Below are 23,437 nucleotides of genomic sequence, written 5' to 3'. Positions count from 1 at the left end.
AAATTCTTTTAATAACCCTATTTTACCATTAATTTGCAATATTTTAAAATATATTTTCATCCTTTATTTTGAAAAAGATCAAGTACAAATTTTTTTCTTTCTGAAATTTTATACGTAAATATAAGCAGTATAATGGAAATAAAAACATAAAATAACTTAACTTTTAAAATTTCACCTTTTCCATAATCACTATATTGATAAATATGTCCAAGGATACCCTTTGTCTGTGTTATCTTACATCTCCATAGCGCCTCCTCAATTAGGTAATAAGAAGTTATTATAGAAGTACTTACTGCTATATCCCGTGAAATATATATAATGAATAAGCTTAGTGAAATGATAAATACATTTGTTACCAAAGAATATAATATTATTTCCTTAATGGATATAAGATTACCCATTCCACCAACTTTACTTATATACAAAGTGTAAATATTAGTAAAGGATATTAAATATAAAACAGTATAAACAACTAATAGTGAGATCAGTTTTCTAAACATAAATTTATTGGATTTACATCCTCCAATTGCTAGGCTTATTTCTTCCATGCTGTTTTTAAAATCTGTGCCTATATAGAAAAAAATTAATATTATAAATAAAATAAGCAAATATACATCACAAAACTTAAATAAAGCAACCGGCACTATCTTTGTTATAAAATTATTGCTGTAATTACTTGCATTTCCCACAATAATTTCAGGCTTTAACCTTACTATAATATTTACTCCTAAAACACAAATGCAGATTATATATAATAAATTATTAAGAAGCATATTATTAAGAATCCTTAAATGAAACTTAATCATAGCTATTTACCTTTTGTGCCCTATTGCTATGAGCAATATATGCATCCTGTAGATTAACTTTGGCACATACAGAATTATTAGTTAAGGCTTCATTACTTATATATTTAATATGAAAGTAATCCTTATTCTGCAAAGTGGTTATTACTATATTTTTTTCCCTCACTTTAATATAAGTTTCGGCATCCATATCTGCTTCCCATAACGTGCCTTCAATTTCCTTTATAAAATTCTCTTTTGTTCCACTATATATTAATTTTCCATCCTTTATTACTAATAAGTAGCTGCAGTAATACTCAATATCTTCTACTATATGAGTGGTGGCAAGTACAATCCTATTTTTGCTTATTACAGGGAAAAGTTCTCTAATAGTATTTCTCTGTTCTGGATCAAGTCCTACGGTAGGCTCGTCAACAACTATGAGGTTAGGATCTCCAGTTAGAACTTGTGCAAAACCCAGCTTTTGCTTCATACCCCCTGAGTATTCTTTAACCTTTCTATCTATATACTCATTCATATTTAACTTTTCTACTATTTCATCAACATGGCTGCTAATTTTTTTCTTGTTAGAGTCTAATTTTAAGCTTGCAATAATCTCTAAAAACTCCCTGCCCTTTAAATTACCATAAGTAGTAAAGTCCTGTGGAAGATAACCTAGACTTCTTCTTACTTCTTTTAAATTCTTCGTATACTCCATGTCGTTTAAATATATTTCTCCTTCTTGCAGCGAAAATAGAGTTGTTATTAACTTCATTGCAGTAGTTTTACCTGCACCATTGGGTCCTAAAATTCCTATTAAACCTTCATTAACCTCAAAGGATATACCCTTAAGAGCTTCTGTCTTTCCATATTTATATTTCAAATTAGTAACTTTTAAATTATTCATAACCGCTGCCCCTCACTAATTAATCAAATGAATAAAGATAATCTTTATCATAGTATTTTTCCATCTTTGTTCCCCCTGGAATAATAGGTGAAAATATTACCTTTTCAACATTAGTTAGATTTTCCCTTTTTATATCACTTATTACTCTGTCACATTGTTCATTGCTTTTTACATATTCTTCATTTCCAATAAATATAAAGTTCTTGTATTTTCTCTCGGTCATATTTCCGCTTATTAAAAAGATTTCTTTATCTTTTCCTGTAAAATTATATATACCATCCTTGTTGTTTTCTTTTAGATTAGAATATAATTTGTTTTTTCCACTGTAATCAATTCTGAGTTTATATTCTTTTTCAGAGCTGTCATTGAGTTTTGGATACCACTCAAACACATCTGCTAGAAACATTACGTTATTTCTTTGAAAGAAAATTTTTTTCCCTTGCAGCCATATAGTATTAATTTCACCTTCATAAGCAACCTTCATGTTTAATATATCTCCATTATTATATTCTCTGCTGAGTTTTGCAATAAAGTTATTTTTATTTCTATTAAAATTTAGTTTCTTTCCATCTACTTCTATATCAGTTATATTTAGCTTCTCATATAAACCTAGCTCCACTGATCTAATTCCGTTCTTATTTATTCTTATTTCCATATTACAATCATTTTTTAATTTATTATCAAACTTTAAAGACATATTATATTTATCAATATAATAACCGCAATCAACATTACCAAAAAATGTATCAAACTCATTTTTTCCAGATTCAAATTCTCTTCTTGCTCCAATAGTATAAAGATTAGGTTTCATAGAGTTTATTTTTATACCTAGACCTACACATAATATCAGGGCTAGTATAATTGCACTAATTTTAAATAAGAAATGTCTGTTTCTTTTAATTTTTCTATATTTGTAAACATAGGGTGTTATAAAAATAGTAAAGGATAATATTAACCAAAAAATAATATGATATTCATAACTTGTATCATAACTAATAACTTCAAAGCTTCCTGGAAAAGTTCTTATATTAAAAAGAGGTAAAATAACGTTTGAGAGTTTATAAAAATTGCATAGAAGTAAAAACAAGATTATAACAGTAATATATCCAATTATATCTCCAAAATTTTTACTTATGACTTGTCCTATAAATAGCCCTAAAAAATTACAAACAACAAGAGTAAGAATAGTGTTTATAATAAATCCTGTACTTTGATAAAAAAAGTATCCCATAGAAGCTTTACATATAGCCCCTACTACAGTTACTAAAACTATATTAGCAGCAAGTATAATTCCTTCAATTATTAACATAACAGCTAATTTACTTAATATAATATCTTTAGGTGAGATGTCCATGGATTTAAAAATCTCATTTTCACTTTCTCCTACTTTAAGGCTTATAAGCAAAAATGGAATCATAATAAAATTTATTGGAAGCCATGAATCTTTAATTAGACCAATTAACGTTAGAGAATGTTGTCCAAAAGTAAACATACTGCTTAAGACCTGTTGAATTCCAAAAGCATAAATTATTAACATAATCCATATTAATAGGCCTCTTCTAATGTTAATGAATTCATATTTAATTAACGCATTAATTTTTTTCAAGTCTTTCACCTAACTTTCTTATAAATAGTGGCAAACTATATTGATAGATTGCCACTATTTAAATAAATCAATAACTATTAATTTGTATAATTAGTATCTTCATAGGTATAAGTACCATCATAACCTGTTACATATACATAAGTTCTATATTGTTCTCCAGCATTACAGGACGATTGGTTCCACCCTCCATTAGCAGTGTAAGATGTATCTCTTACATCATTTGGTTTATACCATGCAGTTCTAAATTCTAAATTAGCTTTAAATGTAAGCGGAGAGGCATAACTAACCAGGTGATCTTCATGTATAGTTCCAGTATTAACAGCTGTAACATAAGAATCGCAATTCGAAGCTGAAGTATTAGAATATTGTAGATAGATAGATTGTCTTGAAATTGTACTTGATGCAAATACAGGAATTGCCGTGCATAAAACAAGAGATATTATCACTAGACTCGTAATTATTTTGCTTTTTTTCATTATAACACTTCCTTCATATTTAATATTTATTATTAAATGGCGCCAATAATAAACTATTACACTATTCACGATTGAATAGCCTGATCTCATTAGTATTTTTGAAAGAAAGTTTTCCTATAAAATATATTGATTGTTTCTGATGAACTTTAATATATAATTATTAAACTAATCTTTTAATTGAATTGTTTCATATAGCTTTAACTACAAATATTATTATTAGATATTATGAATATATGTGGGGGTTCATCCACTACATAGTTTTTATTGGTATGTACTACACAATTTACTCCAAAATTAACAAATATTATTAAACTTAAAATTAAATATAAAATCTTTCTCATAATTTTTCCTCCTATTAATTTTCTTAATATAAATGTATCATACAGCTTGTACACCATAAACCTTTAAATTATGTATTTATATCAATTTATAGCTCTTTTTGTAAATTTATATTGTTTAATATCTATAAATCATAAAGATAATACCATTAGTATTTATCAAGTAAATATTTGTGAATATATTGCACATTTATTTTAATTATAAATTAAACAAAGCATGCAAATATTTTATAGTATCAAAAAATCCTTAACAAATGTTAACATTCAGACTTTTTTTTGATAAACTTAAACTATTAAAAAATATTGGAGGAACATATGATTGAGAATATAGGTATTATTATAAAGACTCTAAGGCATAAAGCAAAACTTACACAAAGTGACTTTTGTGGAGACTATATGGACAGAACTATATTAAGTAAAATTGAAAACAATATTATTGTGCCTAGCATAAGTCAAATAGAATATATAGCAAAAAAATTAAATATACCTATAAATTATTTTTTTAATTCTTTTGATTATGTTATACCTAAAAATAGCTCCACATTGGTTTCTAATGATTCTCTAATTTCAAATTTGTATCATAATTGCAGATATAATGCAATTATAAAATTATATGAATTTTGTTCAAATAGCTATGTACGACTTATAGATTCTTATAAAGACTTTTATGTAGGTATGTCTTATTACAACTTAGGCCTCTATAATAATTCAATTAAACTTTTAAAAAAATATATAAATAAATACCTAAAGTGCTCAACTAATATACAAGAAGCAGAGGTAATTAACTTTTCTATTTCTCTAAATACTATTAGTAAAATAATGTTACAGAACTCTAATTATTTAAAGGCAAAGCAATATCTTTATCTAGCTAAAAAATATCTTTTAGAGTATAATCAATTAACTTCAACAATAAGTTATTATATAAATAATAATCTTGGTTATGTTTTGAATTCCTTAGATGAATTTAACAAAACTATTTCAGTGCTTGAACAATTTACCACTTTAAGCAAAGAAAACATAAATATTACAGTAATGCCTTATATTCATTGGTCATTAGGCAAAGCTTATTACAATATAAGTAAATATGATAATGCAAGAGCACATATATACAAGAGTATTTATTTGTTGAAATATTCTGGAAATGCTGAAGAGGTTGGAAGGTGTTATATCAACTATTTAAATATTTTAAGGTATTCTAAGCAATATTCTGAAGCACTAAATACAATAAGAATATGTAAAGCTGAATTTATTTATAACATGATTTTAATGAACAAATTTTTAGTTGAGGAAATGGCTGTATATTTCAATCTTGGTGATTTTGAAAAAATATTAGACTTATATACAAATATTGAATTTAGCAAACTTACCGATGTGTATAGAAATTGTGTTTATTTTATGATAGGTCATACATATTGTATGGTAAATAACTTAAATAAAGCTAAAAATTATCTAATAAAATGTCAGAAATATTTTATATCACAAGATTATAGCTATGATCTAGTCATAGTTTATGAAGACTTATATAATATTACTAAATCTGATTTTTATTTAGTAAAGCTAAATCATTATAAATCAATTAACGGAAAAAGAAATATTGTAGCTTAAGAATGACAATCATTGAATTTCCATAATCTAAGGTATAATAAAGAGCATATAAATAATAATAATTAAGTAAATCTAAACTAACTGCTGTATAATTAAATTTTCATTTAATTGTAGTGGAAATATCTGAAAAATTATTATACAGCAACAACATTCAGTAAATGATCTTACATATTATTCAGCATCCAAAAGGAAAAATTTAAAACTCCAGCATAGCAGAGCCAAGCTATAAAAGGTATCATAACTAAGCCAGCTAATTTGTCTAGCCTGAAAAATTCAAAGGTTGTAAGCATCACAAATACAATTGCCAGCATAAGCATGAGAAAAGCAAGTCCCACCAATCTAAATCTCAAGAATATAATTAGCCAAATGAAGTTTAAAAATAATTGAATAAAATATAGCCTTACAGCTCTTCCTATATATTTTTCCTGCTTTCTAAGCATCCATATTCTATAGGCTGCATACCCCATAACAAGATAAACAAATGGCCATATAACGGCATATACCCACATAGGAGGTGCAAATACAGGCTTTACTAGATTACTGTAGGTATTAATTTTGAATATAGCTAAATAAGCGCTTAATATTAAAGCTGATTCTGTAAATACTATTATTATAAGAAGACTTAATAAACTCCTTTTGTTTTTGACTTTAAAAAATCCCAAACTTTCTCCCACCTTTAATTACTCTATTTTAATATAGGATGCAAATATAAAAATTATGCTATAGCCAAGGCTATATTGTAAAATTATCCTAAGAAACATATAATTGTAATATAATTTATTTTTAAAGGCAGGTGCTTAAAGTGAAATTTAATGATTATCAATACATTCGTCCGGATATAAAGAAAATTGATGTGAATTTTAACACACTTCTTAAGGCATTTAATAATGCAGGCAGCTTTCAAGAGCAGGACTCTATAATGGAGAAAATAACAAAGCTTAGAAGTGATTTTGATTCAATGGCTCAAATCGTAAGTATAAGACATACTATTGATACCACTGATAAATTTTATGATGCAGAGCAGGATTATTTTGATGAAACCATGCCAATGTATCAAGGTCTAACATCAAATTTTTACGGAGCTCTTATTAATTCTAAATTTAGAAAAGAGCTTGAAAATAAATGGGGAAAACAGCTTTTTACAATTGCTGAGCTGACACTTAAAACATTTTCTCCTGAAATAATAGAAGATTTACAAATTGAAAATAAGCTTTCCAGCGAATATACAAAGCTTATAGCCTCTGCAAAAATCATGTTTGAAGGTGAGGAGAGAAACTTATCCCAGCTATCCCCCTTTATGCAGTCTACAGAAAGAGCTATGAGAAAAAATGCAAGTGAAGCTAAGTACAGCTTCATGAGAGATAATGAAGAAAAATTTGATAGCATATATGATAAGCTTGTAAAAGTTAGACATAAAATAGCTAAGCAGCTTGGTTTTAGAAATTTTGTGGAGCTTGGCTATGCCCGCATGCTTAGGGCAGATTATAATGCTGAAATGGTAGCTAACTTTAGAAAGCAGGTAGAAGACTATATAGTTCCTGTAGCTACAAAGCTTAGAGATAGACAAAGAGTAAGGCTAGGCCTTGATTCTTTAAAATATTATGATGAAAAATTCTGCTTTAATAGTGGGAATGCTAAGCCTCATGGTAATCCTGAATTCATATTAAACTCAGGCAAGGAAATGTATAGTGAGCTTTCCCCTGAAACTAAGGAATTCTTTGATTTCATGGTAGAAAATAATTTAATGGACCTCGTAAGCAAAAAAGGTAAGGCTGGAGGCGGCTACTGCACCTATATAAGCAAATACAAAGCTCCCTTTATTTTCTCAAACTTTAATGGAACCTCTGGTGATGTTGATGTTTTAACTCATGAGGCTGGTCACGCCTTTCAAGTTTACAGCAGCAGAAATTATGAAACTCCAGAATATAACTTTCCTACCTATGAAGCTTGTGAAATTCATTCTATGAGTATGGAGTTTTTCACCTATCCGTGGATGAATTTATTCTTTAAGGAAGAGGTAGATAAGTATAAATATTTTCATCTATCTGAAGCCCTGTTATTTATACCCTATGGTGTTACCGTAGACGAATTCCAGCATTTTGTTTATGAAAATCCTGATGCTTCTCCTATGGAAAGAAAAGCAGCCTGGAGAAGAATTGAAAAGAAATATTTGCCTCATAGAGATTATGAAACAAATGAATACCTTGAAAAAGGCGGATGGTGGCATCAGCAGGGACATATTTTCGAATCACCTTTTTACTATATAGATTACACCTTAGCCCAAATTTGTGCCTTCCAATTTTTTAATAAGGCCTCAGAAAATAGAGAAAAGGCTTGGTCTGATTATTTAAGACTATGTAAGGCTGGTGGAAGTGCATCATTTTTAGAACTAGTTAAACTTGCTGATTTAGTTTCCCCTTTTGAAAATGGCTGCATTGCTTCAGTTATTGGCAATATAGAAGCTTATCTTAATAATATTGATGATAGAAAACTCTAAATTTTAAACAGCAGACAATTATTCGTCTGCTGTTTCTTCATTTATACTATCATCATTATCTCTTAACAATCTTCCAATAGGTCCTTTATTATTTACAATGTCTAATATACTTGAAAACTCAATAGTAACCTCTGGAAATCCAAATTCAACTGCTGTATATTCACCCATTTCAAAAAATATTACCAGAGAGTCCTCAGTTAAATAGTAGTCTTGATCTGATTTAATCCCTTCAAATTCTTTTGTAAGATTTATATTTTTCATTTTAATATGCTGTTTAATAAATTCATTAATTATACCTATAAATTTATATTTCTTAATCCTTCTAGAAAATAAGTCATCAATGTGATAGACTCTAGAATCCTTCAAGCTTACATTAATTGGTCTTCTAATAGTTGTACCCCTTGCTTCACCCTTTATATGAATAAAAATTTCCATTATAATACATAAAGTTCCTCTTTTATTAAGCTTAACTAAATATCCTCCAGTAAATTTTTTATTTTCATCACTTCCATAGCCATTTTCCTTTAGTATTCTATGGACTTCCTTCTTAATATATCTATTAATTCCGGCTTCAGCGCTTTTATGCTTTAGCTCACTTACTTTAGGATATGTGAGATTTAGACCAGGGCTTTCTACTTTTACATCTGAAATCACCGCAGGTTTTCTTCTTTGTCCCAATACAGTCCAACTCCTTTCTTAATATGTTATAATATTTCTATATTTTCATTTACAATAAAATATTCCCTATATAAATTTATATTCCAGTCCTTATTATTTATATTATTCAAATGTGGAATAAGTTGTAACTTTTTATACTATAAATTTCCTGTAGATAAAATTTCTTTTTAACTATACACTTTTATATGAACTTTGTAATATATTTGAGGTGATTACAATGCTAAATGCAGGTTATATCCTGGATGGAAAATATGAGATAATAGATATTCTAGGAAAGGGCGGTATGGGCGTAGTATATCTGTGCAGAAATAATCGCTTAGGTAATCTTTGGGCAATTAAGGAAGTTCTAAGTGAATGGAAGGATAAAATAGACTTTTTAGCAGAGCCTAACATTTTAAAAAATTTGAATCATCCTGGAATTCCAAGAATAATAGACATATTCTATGAAAATGATAATTTATACATGGTTGAAGACTACATAGATGGTAAGAATCTAATGGATTTAGTTGAAGAAAAGGGGTCACTAGCTTCAGAAAGCGTTAAAGCCATTGCACTGCAGCTATGTAATATTTTAGAGTATCTTCACAGCTTTACTCCTCCTATAATTTATAGGGATTTAAAGCCTTCAAACATTATGATTAAAGAGGATGGAAAAGTTGTACTTGTTGACTTTGGAATTGCTAGGACTTACAAAGAGAATAAAGATAAGGATACTTTGCTGTTAGGTTCTAAGGGCTACATGGCTCCAGAACAGCTATATAACGTTCAATCAAATATTCAAACGGATATTTATTCCTTAGGAGCTACCCTTTATTACTTAGCTTCTGGAAAAACATTGAAGTCATCTGAAGATGTTAAGACTCTTTTTGAAAAGGGGGAAATCCAAGATGTAAAGTTAATTAAGCTTATAGATAAATCCACTGCTGCAATACCTGAAAATCGCTTTAAGTCCATGGCTGAGTTTAAGGAAATGCTTTTAATGGATGATTACATAAAAACTAAATATATTTCTCCTCCTAATTTAGAGGACAAGACCATTTTAGAAACTCAATTAATTAAGACTAAGCATAATAAGAAGCTTCCAATACTTTTTGCTGGAATTTTGCTTTTAATTATAGTTTTAAGTACTACCTATTTTTTATTAAATACCAAGAATCTTAAAAGCTCCTCAGCAAATAATGCTGGTAACAAAGCCAACATAGCTGAGTCTAATAATGGAACAAAAAATACTAAATCAGTTCAAGATAAAGATATTATAACTAGAGGAATTCTATACAAAAATAGTCCGACTACTCTTAATGATGTTCAAAGTAATGATAATAATGATAATAACGAAGGCAATAATAGTAATGGAAAAGGTAAAGGTAAAAATAAGGATAAGTCTAAACCTAATATTGAGAACTTTCACCTCCTTTTTACCTTAGATCCCAAGGCTTCCATTGATAATTCTAAAATAAATATTACTGTAAACAGCATAGAGTTATTAAACAGTACTTCTATATTGGATATAGGTATAAGCAATAAAACAAGCGAAGATATAAGCATGAATTTAAGTAATGCCTCTTTACAAAATGGAAATAATGTAGCCTTTTATCCATCAATAAATGATTCAGGTAACATATTAGTTTCACAAAATAGCAACCAGAATATAAAACTTTATTTTAATGATTTTGATTTTGAAGGCAGCAGCTATTGCTTTAAAACCTCTATAAATTATGGTATTGAGAAACAGGTAAATTTGTTTATAGATGTAAAATAAACAAAATCCACAGCAATGTATATATTATATTGCTGTGGATTATATTTTCTTCTTTTAGAAATCAATTATTATATAAAGCCGCCATCTACAGTTATAATTTGGCCAGTTATGTAATTGGCATCATCACTTGCTAGAAATACTGCCAGTTTACCAATATCCTCCGGACTTCCAAAGCGCTGCATAGGAATTTCACGTGTTAAGTCTTTTCTTTCTTCCATTGTAAGCCAATTATTCATTTCAGTATTTATTACCCCTGGTGCAATGGCATTCACCCTGATTTTAGAAGGAGCCATTTCCTTTGCTAGTGCCTTAGTGAAGCTATTAACGGCACCTTTAGCTGCAGAATATATTGCTTCGCAGGAGGCACCAGAACTACCCCATATTGAAGAAATGTTAATTATATTTCCCCTTTCTTGTCTTACCATGTGCTGCAGTGCATAATGAGAGCAATTTATAACTCCCTTTAAATCCACATCAAAAAGCTTATTCCACTCACTTTCCTGCATATCCATAAATAAGCCTACATGAGAAATTCCTGCGTTATTTATCAGTATATCAATACTACCAAAACTCTTAATGGTAAAATCAATCATATAAGCTGCATCCTTATATATACTTACATCTCCTTTAACGCTCTTTCCAAAGCCTCCAATTTCTTTTATTAGCTTTAAAGTTTCCTCAGCTTCTGCTTCGTTCTTACTAAAGCTTATAACTACAGCAGCACCAGCTTTAACTAGTTCTATAGCTATGCTCCTTCCAATACCTCTTGAGCCACCTGTTATGAGAGCTACCTTACTCTTAAGCATTTACATCAGCCTTCCTATAATATTTACATTTGGTACAATTTCATTAATTTCACCAATAGAATCTGCTTTCACAGCTGCTATTACGCATGTTGCAGGTCCGCTGGATTTTTGTATATTTACATTAAGATTTTTTTCAAAATTAAATTTAAGATTGTTATATAAAGCCATTTGCTCACATTCATAAGCAATTCCTTTTGAACCAACTGGTATAATTTCATATACATAATTTAAACCAAGCAAGGTTTTTAAGTGTAAATATGTAATAATTTCATCATCCTTAAGGTAATTAATTTCATCTCCTACTTTAGGAAGCCCTATGCTTATAACATAAGAACCCGCCGCAGCTGTATTTACCCTTAATAGATTATTAGGCACTAATCCCATTACTGTAACACCCACTGCAGTAGAAATAGTTTTAAAATTTTCTTCTGTACTTCCTGTAAGCACAGCATCATCAATATAAGCTTCAGCTAGTTCTTCACTAATACCTCTAATCATTTCTTTACCTGTAGGTTCCATCTCATTGCATACATTGTTAGTAATAACCATAACCTCAGCTCCTGTACTTAAAACTTCTAGTAGAGGTACTCTGGCTGCAAATTTTCCAACGAATAAAGGCGGAACCTTTAAAGCATCTCCTTCCTTCATGCCAATGCCTCCACAACTGTCACAGGCAATTACCAAGGTTGTTTTATTATCTAAATCAACTAAACTTAAGTCTCTAACTTTTCTTAGTTTCATTTGTTATTCTCCAGTTAAATAATTATAAAATTTAAGTCGGTTATATTAATAATATAACATTATATTATCTTTTGCTTAATACATTTACAGCTATACATGTAATAAGTACAAAGATTTCTACTAATTCATTATTGGCACCAAGAAGATCACCAGTAATACCGTTAATTTTGCTTTCACTATACTTATTTACTAATACAGTAACTATAAAGGAAATTAAAAAAATGATTGCAGAATTAGTAACACCAATAAGTATTATACTAATTACAAAAGAAAGTAAAGCAGCAAAGATTACTATTGTTCTACTCATATTCCCAATAAATAGATTACCAGAGCCAGTACTTTTAGCAGTCTTTCCTATTAAAGAAATAAATATTATAGAAAGCCTTCCAATTATAGGGGCCAAAATAATAATAAATCCTAGCTTATTTTCAATTATATAGGTTAGCGAGGATACTTTTAATAGTATATCCACAACTATAGCAATACAAGCATAGCTGCCTATTCTGCTATCTTTCATTATTTCAATTATTCTGTCCTTGCCCTTAAAGGCATAAAAGCCATCGCAGGTATCTCCTAATCCATCTATGTGGAGGGCACCTGTAATTAGCACAGACATAATAAAAACTAATACTGCATTTATGTTTGCTGGCAGAAAAATATTTAATATATAATAGGCTGTCCATTCAATACCACCGACTATTAATCCAATTATAGGCAGATAAAAGGCTGCCTTCTTAAAATTATCTTGTTTACATTCTAAATTTATATTTACAGGAATTCTTGTTAAAAACTGAAGCATAAGCAAAAAATTGTTAAAATACTTAATCAAAATCTCCAACCCCTTATTTCATATGAGTAATACTGTCTATGAAAATATTTCCATACTCATACTTTATTAAACTTATATCGCAATTCTTGGAGCTGAATTTCCAAAAGTTTTCTAAGTTTCCCCCAAGTACATAACATAAAATTGTTCTAATTATGCCTCCATGAGTTACTACTAAAACATTTTCACTTTGCTCCCTTAAAAGCTCTTCCATGAATTCCTTTACCCTATTATAAACCTCTAAATAGCTCTCTCCCCCTGGAGGTGAAAATTCCTTCCAGTCACGGCTCCAGGATTCATATTCCTTAGGATAAAGTTTTTGAATTTCTTTATAGTCTTTCCCTTCAAACTCACCAAAATCCATTTCATTTATTCTTTTATCTGCAACAAATTTATTTAAGCCTTTACGAGCAACTAAGCTTGCAGTTTCTTTTGTTCTTAGCCTTTCACTTGTATAAACTTTATTAAAATTTACTTCTTCTAAAAATTCCCTAGCTTTAAGAGCTTGTGTTTTTCCCTTGTCATTTAAGCTAACATCTAATTTTCCATAATAAAATCTATTTTTATTTTCCTCAGTTTCTCCATGCCTTAAAAGATAGATATTCATTTTTGCTCCTAAATTAATTTATTAAATTGTTTTTTGTCTTGCTCACATTAGTTTCTAGATTATTTTATTATATATATTGATATCTGGCTTATTTGCTGTAAGTTTACCTATCATAGGAACTAATGTTGTATAATGCTCTGATTTCTTATGCTTATTTAAGGCATCCTTACTTTCCCATTCTTCTATTACAGCTAGCACCCGAGGATCACTTTCGTCTTGATATAACTCATATTTTATGCAGCCTTTCTCTTTTCTGGATTCCTCTACTAATTGCTCATATAAGGCTTTGACCTCTTCGATTTTACCTTCATTAACTAATTTTCTTGCTACTACCTTTATCATATTTTTTTGCTCCTTGTCTTTAATAATAAATTATAAATGAAGAATGGTAGATACTTTGCAGCCCATTCTTCCTCTAGTTATAAATAACTAAATGTAAAATATATCTGTAAAATTATTATTAATTTAAACTTATTATATCTTACTTGTGTTGTCAACAGTACACAGTTTTTATTTAAGTCTTAATCCAATAATAAATAATAACTTATATAGTAATAGATAATAATATAATTGTTAATAAATTATCCATATATAAAATTTGTAAACTTTTTTAATATATTTTATAATTAGTATGAAAACATAATTATTATTTATAGCTAATAATAGATGCAATTTAATTAATAATTAATATTGCTGCGTATAGAACAAACATAATAAGGATCGTAACAATTAATAATTGTTACGTGTAGAATTAGCATGGCAAGGAGGATTAATATGCTAGATTTTAAGCCTCTAACTCTTGAGGACAAGGAACTTTTTGATAAATATTTAAAGCCCTATAACTTTTTAACCTGCGAATATTCCTATACAAATTTATTTATTTGGCGAGATGGTTTAGATATCCAATATGCTATTTATAAGGATGCACTAATCATTAAAAAGAAAGATTTTTATAGTGACTATCACTTTATGCAACCAATTGGATATACAAAAGAAAATTTAAGGACTATTGTTGATACATTAGAAAATGAAAAGACTTGTTTAAATTTGAAATATTTATTTAGAGATGCAGAAGCTCCTTTTATAGAAGATCTTAAGGAAATATATGGTGAAAAATTCACTGTCCAAGAAGACAGAGCTAACTTTGATTATATATATGAAAGTTCAAAGCTAATTTCTCTTTCCGGTAAAAAACTACATGGTAAAAAAAATCACTATAATAATTTTATTAAAAATAATAGCTTCCGTGCCGAAGAGATAAATGGAAACAACATCGAAGATTGTATTAATGCGGCCTGTAAGTGGTGTAAATTAAATGATTGTAAGGGCTATTTAAAATTTGAACTCAATGCTATTAAGGAAATTTTACTAAATAAAGATAAGCTTGATTTTATCGGTATGGCTGTTTATGTGGCTGATAAGCTTTCTGCCTTTACTATAGGCGAAAAAATAAATGAGAATATGGCCATTATTCATATAGAAAAAGCTGATGCTGAAATTAATGGATTATATACATATATAAATAAAACCTTTATTGAAAATTACTTTTCTGAGGTTCCCTTTATAAACAGAGAACAAGACCTAGGTAAAGAAGGATTAAGGAAGGCAAAGCTATCTTATCAACCTATTAAATTAGAACCTAAGTATATAGTAGATTAATATAATAATATTTAAATAAATTTATATTTAAAACAAAGGGTATACCATCACATTTGGCATACCCTTTGTATATAATTAAAAATCATCTGTATTTTATTACTTGTACTTCAGCATTAACCTGCCTAGATGTTATATAGGCTAAATAGTTCTCGGATATTGCAGGCATTATCTGCGGTTCTTTTCCAGTCATCAGATATTCTTTTCTTGCTTCAATGTCATATAGGAATATATCAGAATTAGGTTCTTTGCCGTTTGCATAAACATCATTAGTAGAAGTTCCGTTTCTTTCATCTGTCCAAACCAGATACTTATCAAAGAGCTTAGGCTGGGACTGGTTAAATTTATCCTTGGTAACTCTAATTTTCTCTTTTTTATTTAAGTCATAGAGGTATATTTCTGCTACAAAGCCATTTGTGTTTCTATCTTCCCAGGCGATATAATTTCCATATATTGTTGGATTACATTCCTGAAGGGCTCCTGTGGCTATAGCTTCTTCTTTACCGGTTTTTATATCATACATATAAATATCCGTATTATTTTCAGGTACATTACCTCCCCATCTCAGTTCTTTCTTGCCCTTAAAGTTTCTTCCGTCTTCCCACACAACTTTATTATCATTTATACTTGGATTAGTGTGTATTCCGGGTGCTGTCGATATTAATTTTTCTTCTCTAGAGGATATGGTGTATAAATATATATCCCATTCAGGATTCATATCTTTAACACTATCATTTCTATTATCCTGCCAAACTATATAATCACCCCATACCTTAGGCATAATCTGTCCTGAAGCATTTGTTGTTATTTGCCTTGTGCTTCCCGTACTGATGTCATATAAAAATATATTGGAATTAGCAGTTTCATCATAATAGGGATCTTTTCCAATTTCTGATTTGTTATTAAAAGCAGACCATACAACCTTTGTGCCGTCTATGTCATAACCTAACACATAATTATTCGGTATTTCAATTTCTTTTATAATTTTTTTAGTGTTTAAGTCTATTATTCTAAGACCTTTTTCCTGCACTACCAGATAGTTATCACTTAGTTCAGCTGAATATCCACTAGTAGTATAGTAAACATCCTTTGATAGCTCACCTTTACTACTGCTGGTTGTTGGACTTAATTGACTCTTGCCGCAGCCTCCAAGTATAAACATAAAGATAGCAGCTATAACAATTGCATTTCCTTTCAATCTAATCCCCTCTTTTAAAACATTTTAACATTAAAAAAAAAATTTTTTTAACTCATAAGCACATTTTAATACGGTAATTATATACAAAAAGTTACTATATTAAACCAGTTACTATATTTAGTCATATATCTGAAGTATTTAAAAAGGGTAGATAAATTACTTTTTAATAATGACATTTGTCATTATGTAAAAAAAATCCACACTGTAATCCTTTATTGGACTCTAATGTGGATGAACTATACTTAAATGATTATTGATGACATAGATAAGTGTCTTAATTAGACTACTTCAGCTTTCCAATTAAAAACATAGTCTTCATACCCTTTGAAGTAAACTTTTCTTCGTATTCTGTTACTATATTTTCAGTAAAATCACTGTTATGAAGATCATAGGTTAAATATTTAATGTCAAAGCCGCATTCTTTAAAGTATTCTATAGATTCTTCAAAAAGCTCTGTATCGTCTGTTTTAAACCATATTTCGGAGTTCGGTTTTAGAAATTTCTTATATTCCGTAAGAAATCTTGTATGTGTTAATCTTCGCTTTTTATGCCTATCCTTAGGCCATGGGTTGCAAAAATTAATATATATTTTTGAAATCTCGTTCTTTGAAAATACTCCTTCTATTAGCTGAATATTTAGTGGAATAATTCTTACATTTGTGACCTCAGCATCTAATACTTTTTTTAATGTATTTATTAAAACCTCATCCTTCAAATCTATAGCTACATAATTATTATTCGGGTTAAGCTTTGCTTTTTGGCTTATAAAGCCTCCCATTCCACAACCTAATTCTAAATGTATTTCATTATTGTTTCCAAAAACCTGATTCCAAGAGCCGCAGTATTCCATTGGCTTTGTAATAAAATACTCGCTGCTTTCTAGTTCAGGCCTTGCCCACCATTTCTTCCTTAGTCTCATAGATCCTCCAGTAATATATATTTAGTTCAATATTTTATGTTTTTTCATACTTTATTATATATAATATTTTGCATCAAAGCTATTTATTTTTTAAAAAAGAGGTAAAAGGTCTAAATGACCTTTTACGGGCAATCTACGAGTGGGAACGAGTGCGTCAGATTTCCCAGTGGGCGTAGCCAAAGGTCTAAATGGACTTTGACGAGTAGTTTGAACGGAAGCGAGTAAGTTTAAATAAAAGTTTTTATTTCTTTATTAATTCTTAACTTGTAAATTCCAATTAAGAGAAAGGTGCAGGCAAAGGCAAGTAAAATCGCTATATTTATCAATACCTCACTAAAACTATTTCCAGCTTGAAGCTTAGTTATTGCTGAAAGAGCCCATTTTTGTGGCATAAAGTTAGATACCTTTTGAACGGCTGTGGGCATCAAATTAGTATTCCAGAAACATCCTCCAAGCATGCAGGTTGGTGTAATTATAAGTGTGGACAATCCACCTGCTTGAGAAGTATCTTCAGTAAAGGCTACAATTAAGATTCCAAGACCAATGGCTACAAGTCCAAAGCATAGTAAAATTAAAATAAGCTCTACAGAAGGCACATAGGTTTCAACCTTAAATATTTTAACCGTAAATAATACAACCACTGAAGCCTGTATGGCCATAATTAATAAATTAGCAAGCATATTCCCAATTAAATAGTTTTTAGAATTAACTGGAGAGGAGAGTATTCTATAATAGGTCCTATCTCTCTTTTCCTTTAAAATTAAATTAGAGGTTGTGGTTGCACCAAGCATCATAAACATTACCAAAAACCCTAAACTCTGTAAGGTAACTGCTTTACTACGAAACTGATCCTTAACCGCAGCTTTTTCTATAAGTACACCATTATTTTTATATTGGCTGTAAATCTTATTAAAGGCTTCAATATTACCTTTTGAAGCTGTACTAATGTCAAGAAGGTTTTGGATATATATTTCCAGGCTGTTTTTTATCCAGACAGTAGTATCTTCTCCTTTCAAAGTGATCAATTGAATTTCCTTAAAACTTTTGTTATAAATACTTTTGCTGAAATCACTAGGAATTACTAAAATGCAATCTACTTTTCCATCTACCACTGAACTATTAATATTGCTACTACTTATATTTGTAATTGTGTATTTATCGCTCCCTTTTAGGTCTTCTATTAAATTTCTAGATAATACTGAATTTTCCTCATCACTTATTCCCAATCTAATATTTCTTGATCCTGCATTAGAATAGAGTGCTAGGGAAATCATGACACTAGCTATAGGTATTATTAAAATGACTATTAAGTTACTTTTCTTTAAAAATATCATCTTTAAGGTATTTATAGCTACTAATATTGAATTTCTCAAGACACTTTCTCCTCTCTATATTTTATTGAAGCTGCCATTAAGAAAACTACTGCTACCATTAAATTAATAAGAATGGCTGGAAGTACCTTACTAAAGTCATTGCCATATATTACTTTGAATAGTGCATCATTGATCCATTTCAATGGTGAAATTTTTGCAACAGTTGTTAGTATATTGCTTCCAAACTGTTCAAGTGGAAAATACCCACCGCCAAGTAGTACAATAATAGGGATTATAGCATTTAAAAGCCCGCTTACAGCTGTTTCATTTTTCACTAAGAAGGCAATCCCTTGTCCTAAGCTAACAGCCATAATTATCTCGGATAATATAATTAATCCGAATGTTAGCATGTTCTCCCCTAAATATGCATTTAAAACATATTTACTGAATAATACTACAACAATCATTTGGAATATTGTTAATATGACGCTTCCAAATAATTTTCCTATAAAAAACTCATATCTATTTATTGGACTAATAAGCACCCTGTTATAGGTTTTTCTTACTCTCTCCTTTGTAATCCCATAGGAAGCTGTCATGGAGCTGTATAATATTATAAGAGTTAACATGGTAACTGCGTAATAATCTTTTGCTCTAGGTGTTCTATTCTTTTCTAGGCCTACTGTTTTTACAAGTTCTGAATTTGTTTTGCTGCTTACTATCTCATTTAAAGCCAATGGATTCACCTTTGAGATTTCATAATATAAATTATATCTGTCTACAAAGGAACTTAAGGAGCTTTCAATAAGCCCTGCTGAAAAATCAAATCTATTATTTTTGTATAAAGTCAACTTATTTGCATTTTCATCAATTTTTATATAGGCGTTATAAGTAGCATCTTTAACATTTTTAATTCCTTCATCTTCGCTATTTGTTTTCACAAATTGTACGCCTATATTCTTTAGATTGCTTTCAAAACCTTCGAAAGCCTTTTCTAAATTTCCATTACCCGTGCTAGAATATATTACTTTTGTATCTAAATTAATTTTTTCTCCTTCGAAAACCCCTGAAAGAGCTAAGCCTAAAATGCTCATTAATACAATGGGGAACAGCACCATCAGTATCATAGCTCCTCTATTTCTTAAGTTGTGTTTTATATCTTTTATTATTATTTTTATTATATTCATATCCTAATCCCTCAGCTTTCTGCCAGTTAGGGTTAGGAATACCGTTTCAAGATCTGGAACCTTACTTTCAATATTTTTGATATTAATCTTATTTGAAGTAAAATATAAAATAAGTTTATCTAGATTATTTAATTCTTTTTCACTGCTTATTTTTATTGTGTTCTCATCTATTTCTACTGTTTTTACTCCTTGTATTTCTTTAAGCTTTTCTTCTCTTACTTTAGAAGCATCACTTACAGTAATTGCAACTGTATTAGAATCTGTAATTATTGACTTTAATTCTTCCTTTGTTCCTTCTGCTATTACCTTACCATGATCCATTATCGCTACCATAGTGCAGATTTCTTCAACTTCCTCCATATAGTGTGAAGTATATATTATTGTGCAGCCCATCTCGTTTAGCCTTTTAACTGACTGCAGAATATGATTCCTTGACTGAGGATCTATTCCCACTGTAGGTTCATCCATAATTATTAGCTTTGGTCTATGGGCAATAGCACAAGCTATATTTAGTCTTCGTTTCATACCACCAGAGAACGCATTAGGCAGGCCCTTTAATTTGTCCTTTAACCCCACAAAATCCAGTGCTTCCTCAGCTCTTTCCCTTAATTCCTTACCTTTAAGACCATAAAGACTTGCAAAGAACTTCACATTCTCAAAGGCCGAAAGATCTTCGTAAATTGCAATATCCTGAGGTACTACCCCTAAATTTCTTTTAATGTCTATACCATGCTTACTAATGTTTTGCCCCAAGACTTCAATACTTCCAGAATTCATATTAAGAAGTCCAGCTATAATATTTATAATTGTACTTTTACCTGCACCGTTAGGTCCTAGAAGTCCAAAGATTTCCCCTTCTTCAATACTAAAATTTACCTTATCAACTGCAGCTACGTCCCCAAACATTTTAACTAAGCCTTCTATTTGTAAAATCTTCATGATAAACCACCTCATTAAATAAACTATAATATTATAATATATAAAAAAAGACCTCCTAGTAAGTGTAGGAAGTCACTTTTAGCTATGACGAAAGTCATATAAGTAATTAATCATATGGATGCCATTATCCCATATAGTAAATAGCAATTTGTGTTCTATGAGAAAGTCCTGTTTTGTCTAGAATAGAAGTGATATAGTTTTTAACTGTCCCCTCAGAGATATAAAGACTCTTTGAAATTTCCTTATTAGAAAAGCCCTTTGAAATTAGTTTCATTATTTGCAGTTCTCTTTCAGAAAATAAGCTTTCATCAAATTTTCTCTTCTTTACATTTAATCCTTCTTTAAGTTTTTCTAAGACAATATCTTGTATTACAGAATTTCCTGCATAAACCATATTTATTGCTTCTTTTATTCTATCAGGAGAATTATTCTTAAGAAGATAACCCTTTGCTCCGTTTTTTACTGCTTCAAAAATGAATTCATCATCGTCAAAGGTTGTTAATATTATTGTTTTTGTCTTAGTTTTTAAGGATATCTCTTTTACTGCTTGTACTCCATTCATAACAGGCATTCGTACATCTAATAAGGCTATATCTATATTATCATTTAAGCAATACTCCACTGCCTTTTGGCCGTTTTCTACACAAGCTGCCACCTCAAAGGCTTCATCCATGCTTAGAATAATTTTTAAACTTTCTCTTATGAGTGAATCATCGTCAGCAATTAAAAGCCTTATGGCCAAAATAATCACACCTTTCAACAGAATTAAATTTTAACTGGCAATAAAAAAATAACAGAAAATCCAGCTGACCCGTCTATAATAACTTTACCACCAGCACCTTCTGTCCTTTCTTCAAAGCCAATTATTCCAATACCCTTAATAAGCTTATTTGCACCTATTCCATTGTCTTTAACTTCACACTTAATATATTTATTTAATACTTCGATATTTACACTTACCTTAGTGGCCTTAGAATGCTTTATTATATTTGTTAAAGCCTCTAAAATATTCTCCTGCAGAACCTTCCACTGCAGGTTTGTAATTATCTCTAAGTCCCCTTTAACATATAATACTCCAATAATATTACTAGAAAGCATAAACTCATCTAAAATAAGTTTGATTTTGTTTATTCCAAGCTGCTCTATAGGAGGCTTAACATTTCTTAAGGTAACTCTTATATTATCCATTCCAACCCTTAAGGTGTCTATAGAATTTTGCAGTATATGTTCTGCTTCGGTTTTATCCCTTTGAAGTAAAACTTTGGCTGCCTCTAATTGCATTAAGCTTCCAGCAATAGTGTGCCCAATTTTATCATGTATTTCCTGGGCAATCTTATTTCTCTCTTCTAACTGGGACATATATTTTATTTGATTCTTATAATCTAAATTTTTGCTCAAATTATAATTCAAATTATAATTCTTATCCCTAAGTTCATTTCCCGTCTTCAATAAATCATTTATCTTTTTATAGCTTCTAATGGAAAGTAAATTAATAAGGCAGCTTAACAGCAATATTAAAATATATTCGGGGATAAAACTTTCCTTTAGGAAAAAAATCTGTATAATACTTAATATGTGTGCTATAATCATAAAATTCTTATAATAAATAGAGAATACTTCATAAAGTCCTAAAGGAATTAGCAAAATAAATAAATTATTTATAAATTTATAACTTATAAATAATAATATTAAAGAACAAAAAGCCAATAAAATCTTCATTGGCCTGTTCTTAATTATATACATAAACATAGTTATGCATATATAACATAAAAATACTAGTATAAAGGATGAATTAATGGCATTCGCCATAAAAAAGGCCTTTAACAAAATATATATTATTATAAATAACTTGCTTAAAATAATCCAAGTTTCCATGTTAAATCCTGCTTACGATATTAATTATTAAATTGCCAATAAAATCGGCTGGTTTTTGAATAATGTATGTTGATAATGGACTTACAAGGAAAACTATCATAATAATAAATTGGTATTGATATATTTTGTCAGAGAAATTATAAAACAGCTTTGGAAATAGATCTCTTAATATATGAAAACCATCAAAACCAGGTATTGGTATTAAATTTAATACAAACAGCATGCAGTTCATATCCACAGATAAATATAATATAGAGTAGATTATTGTATTTAAATTTGGACTTAAATTTATATTAAGTTTAATATATAGTGCTAAAACTAAGGCAGATAGAAAGGCTATTACCAAGTTTGCTAGTGGTCCAGCTATTGAAACCTTTAAGTCATCTTTATAATAATTTTTATAAGCGCTAGGATTAGTTTGAACCGGCTTTGCCCATCCAAAATGAACTATCAATATCATAATAAATCCTATTACGTCAATATGCACAAGAGGATTGAGTGTTAGTCTTCCTTGGAATCTTGGAGTTTTATCTCCTAATTTATCAGCAACATATGCATGGGCAAACTCATGAAAAGTAAGGCCAAGCAAAATGCCTGGTATTAAAAGCACTGTAGTTAAAATCTGATCTCTCAATTTAATCCTCCTTTTAGTGGTCACGAATGAGTAGTTAAAGACTACTCGCTCCCACTGGTAAAACTACTCGTTAAAGCCCATTTAGGAC

The 23,437-nt window shown here is 29.5% G+C and carries 24 protein-coding genes; 4 read left to right on the top strand and 20 right to left on the bottom strand.

Annotated features, from left to right (window positions below):
* Positions 1-56: 56 nt before the first annotated feature.
* The 5 genes from ACJDUH_RS04215 to ACJDUH_RS04195 form a co-directional block, all read right to left on the bottom strand.
* The gene (locus ACJDUH_RS04215; protein ID WP_406763906.1) at positions 57-689 is read right to left on the bottom strand and encodes a hypothetical protein; all 633 of its coding nucleotides are present in this window, start codon (positions 687-689) and stop codon (positions 57-59) included.
* Positions 690-798: 109 nt separating this feature from the next.
* Positions 799-1,689 carry an ATP-binding cassette domain-containing protein gene (locus ACJDUH_RS04210; RefSeq protein WP_406763905.1) on the bottom strand — a complete coding sequence of 297 codons (891 nt, stop codon included), beginning with the start codon at positions 1,687-1,689 and terminating at the stop codon, positions 799-801.
* Positions 1,690-1,708: 19 nt separating this feature from the next.
* The gene (locus tag ACJDUH_RS04205; RefSeq protein WP_406763904.1) at positions 1,709-3,226 is read right to left on the bottom strand and encodes a hypothetical protein; all 1,518 of its coding nucleotides are present in this window, start codon (positions 3,224-3,226) and stop codon (positions 1,709-1,711) included.
* Between the two features lie 146 nt (positions 3,227-3,372).
* A complete protein-coding gene (locus tag ACJDUH_RS04200) occupies positions 3,373-3,771 on the bottom strand; it encodes a hypothetical protein (RefSeq protein ID WP_406763903.1) in 399 nt (132 codons plus the stop codon).
* A gap of 197 nt (positions 3,772-3,968) precedes the next feature.
* Positions 3,969-4,112 (bottom strand): hypothetical protein, encoded by a 144-nt coding sequence (locus ACJDUH_RS04195; protein WP_406763902.1) that lies wholly within the window; start codon positions 4,110-4,112, stop codon positions 3,969-3,971.
* Positions 4,113-4,424: 312 nt separating this feature from the next.
* Between ACJDUH_RS04195 and ACJDUH_RS04190 the strand changes: the two genes are divergently transcribed.
* Complete coding sequence (locus ACJDUH_RS04190) at positions 4,425-5,714, top strand: hypothetical protein (protein WP_406763901.1); 1,290 nt, start codon at positions 4,425-4,427, stop codon at positions 5,712-5,714.
* Positions 5,715-5,878: 164 nt separating this feature from the next.
* Here ACJDUH_RS04190 and ACJDUH_RS04185 read toward each other — a convergent pair whose 3' ends face one another.
* Positions 5,879-6,376, bottom strand: coding sequence for a TspO/MBR family protein (locus ACJDUH_RS04185; protein WP_406763900.1), 498 nt, complete (start codon positions 6,374-6,376; stop codon positions 5,879-5,881).
* A gap of 140 nt (positions 6,377-6,516) precedes the next feature.
* Here ACJDUH_RS04185 and ACJDUH_RS04180 point away from each other — a divergent pair, with 140 nt between their 5' ends.
* Positions 6,517-8,211 carry a M3 family oligoendopeptidase gene (locus ACJDUH_RS04180; protein WP_406763899.1) on the top strand — a complete coding sequence of 565 codons (1,695 nt, stop codon included), beginning with the start codon at positions 6,517-6,519 and terminating at the stop codon, positions 8,209-8,211.
* Between the two features lie 18 nt (positions 8,212-8,229).
* Here the strand turns inward: ACJDUH_RS04180 and ACJDUH_RS04175 are convergent, their stop codons facing one another.
* The gene (locus ACJDUH_RS04175; protein WP_406763898.1) at positions 8,230-8,889 is read right to left on the bottom strand and encodes an RsiV family protein; all 660 of its coding nucleotides are present in this window, start codon (positions 8,887-8,889) and stop codon (positions 8,230-8,232) included.
* 217 nt (positions 8,890-9,106) lie between these two features.
* On the opposite strand from ACJDUH_RS04175, the gene ACJDUH_RS04170 reads away from it, so the two are divergent.
* Complete coding sequence (locus ACJDUH_RS04170) at positions 9,107-10,648, top strand: serine/threonine-protein kinase (protein WP_406763897.1); 1,542 nt, start codon at positions 9,107-9,109, stop codon at positions 10,646-10,648.
* 68 nt (positions 10,649-10,716) lie between these two features.
* On the opposite strand, the gene ymfI is transcribed toward ACJDUH_RS04170, so the two are convergent.
* The 5 genes from ymfI to ACJDUH_RS04145 all read right to left on the bottom strand — a co-directional run bounded on the left by ymfI (position 10,717) and on the right by ACJDUH_RS04145 (position 13,970).
* Complete coding sequence (ymfI, locus tag ACJDUH_RS04165; RefSeq protein WP_406763896.1) at positions 10,717-11,454, bottom strand: elongation factor P 5-aminopentanone reductase; 738 nt, start codon at positions 11,452-11,454, stop codon at positions 10,717-10,719.
* Complete coding sequence (locus ACJDUH_RS04160; protein WP_406763895.1) at positions 11,455-12,195, bottom strand: AIR synthase related protein; 741 nt, start codon at positions 12,193-12,195, stop codon at positions 11,455-11,457. It abuts the gene before it with no gap.
* Positions 12,196-12,259: 64 nt separating this feature from the next.
* On the bottom strand, positions 12,260-12,994 hold the full coding sequence (gene cobS, locus ACJDUH_RS04155) for an adenosylcobinamide-GDP ribazoletransferase (protein WP_406765009.1): 735 nt from the start codon (positions 12,992-12,994) through the stop codon (positions 12,260-12,262).
* A gap of 43 nt (positions 12,995-13,037) precedes the next feature.
* A complete protein-coding gene (cobC, locus tag ACJDUH_RS04150; RefSeq protein WP_406763894.1) occupies positions 13,038-13,628 on the bottom strand; it encodes an alpha-ribazole phosphatase in 591 nt (196 codons plus the stop codon).
* Between the two features lie 54 nt (positions 13,629-13,682).
* Positions 13,683-13,970: a putative quinol monooxygenase gene (locus tag ACJDUH_RS04145; RefSeq protein WP_406763893.1), complete on the bottom strand. Its 288-nt coding sequence runs from the start codon at positions 13,968-13,970 to the stop codon at positions 13,683-13,685.
* A 432-nt stretch (positions 13,971-14,402) separates the two neighbouring features.
* On the opposite strand from ACJDUH_RS04145, the gene ACJDUH_RS04140 reads away from it, so the two are divergent.
* The gene (locus ACJDUH_RS04140) at positions 14,403-15,287 is read left to right on the top strand and encodes a DUF2156 domain-containing protein (RefSeq protein ID WP_406763892.1); all 885 of its coding nucleotides are present in this window, start codon (positions 14,403-14,405) and stop codon (positions 15,285-15,287) included.
* An 82-nt stretch (positions 15,288-15,369) separates the two neighbouring features.
* Here the strand turns inward: ACJDUH_RS04140 and ACJDUH_RS04135 are convergent, their stop codons facing one another.
* The 8 genes from ACJDUH_RS04135 to ACJDUH_RS04100 all read right to left on the bottom strand — a co-directional run bounded on the left by ACJDUH_RS04135 (position 15,370) and on the right by ACJDUH_RS04100 (position 23,349).
* Positions 15,370-16,482 (bottom strand): TolB family protein, encoded by a 1,113-nt coding sequence (locus ACJDUH_RS04135; protein ID WP_406763891.1) that lies wholly within the window; start codon positions 16,480-16,482, stop codon positions 15,370-15,372.
* Between the two features lie 283 nt (positions 16,483-16,765).
* Positions 16,766-17,401: a tRNA (guanosine(46)-N7)-methyltransferase TrmB gene (trmB, locus tag ACJDUH_RS04130; protein WP_406763890.1), complete on the bottom strand. Its 636-nt coding sequence runs from the start codon at positions 17,399-17,401 to the stop codon at positions 16,766-16,768.
* Between the two features lie 227 nt (positions 17,402-17,628).
* Positions 17,629-18,774 (bottom strand): ABC transporter permease, encoded by a 1,146-nt coding sequence (locus ACJDUH_RS04125; RefSeq protein ID WP_406763889.1) that lies wholly within the window; start codon positions 18,772-18,774, stop codon positions 17,629-17,631.
* Entirely contained in the window at positions 18,771-19,901 is a 1,131-nt protein-coding gene (locus tag ACJDUH_RS04120) for an ABC transporter permease (protein ID WP_406763888.1), read from the bottom strand. The genes ACJDUH_RS04125 and ACJDUH_RS04120 overlap by 4 nt, the downstream gene beginning before the upstream one ends.
* Before the next feature lie 3 nt (positions 19,902-19,904).
* On the bottom strand, positions 19,905-20,840 hold the full coding sequence (locus ACJDUH_RS04115) for an ABC transporter ATP-binding protein (protein WP_406763887.1): 936 nt from the start codon (positions 20,838-20,840) through the stop codon (positions 19,905-19,907).
* Between the two features lie 124 nt (positions 20,841-20,964).
* The gene (locus ACJDUH_RS04110; RefSeq protein WP_406763886.1) at positions 20,965-21,582 is read right to left on the bottom strand and encodes a response regulator; all 618 of its coding nucleotides are present in this window, start codon (positions 21,580-21,582) and stop codon (positions 20,965-20,967) included.
* Positions 21,583-21,605: 23 nt separating this feature from the next.
* Entirely contained in the window at positions 21,606-22,238 is a 633-nt protein-coding gene (locus ACJDUH_RS04105; protein WP_406763885.1) for a sensor histidine kinase, read from the bottom strand.
* A 478-nt stretch (positions 22,239-22,716) separates the two neighbouring features.
* Complete coding sequence (locus ACJDUH_RS04100; protein WP_406763884.1) at positions 22,717-23,349, bottom strand: site-2 protease family protein; 633 nt, start codon at positions 23,347-23,349, stop codon at positions 22,717-22,719.
* Positions 23,350-23,437: the final 88 nt, after the last annotated feature.

Source organism: Candidatus Clostridium radicumherbarum (genome assembly GCF_045310525.1).
Classification (GTDB): domain Bacteria; phylum Bacillota; class Clostridia; order Clostridiales; family Clostridiaceae; genus Clostridium_AT; species Clostridium_AT radicumherbarum.
This window is presented reverse-complemented; position numbering and strand designations above follow the sequence as displayed.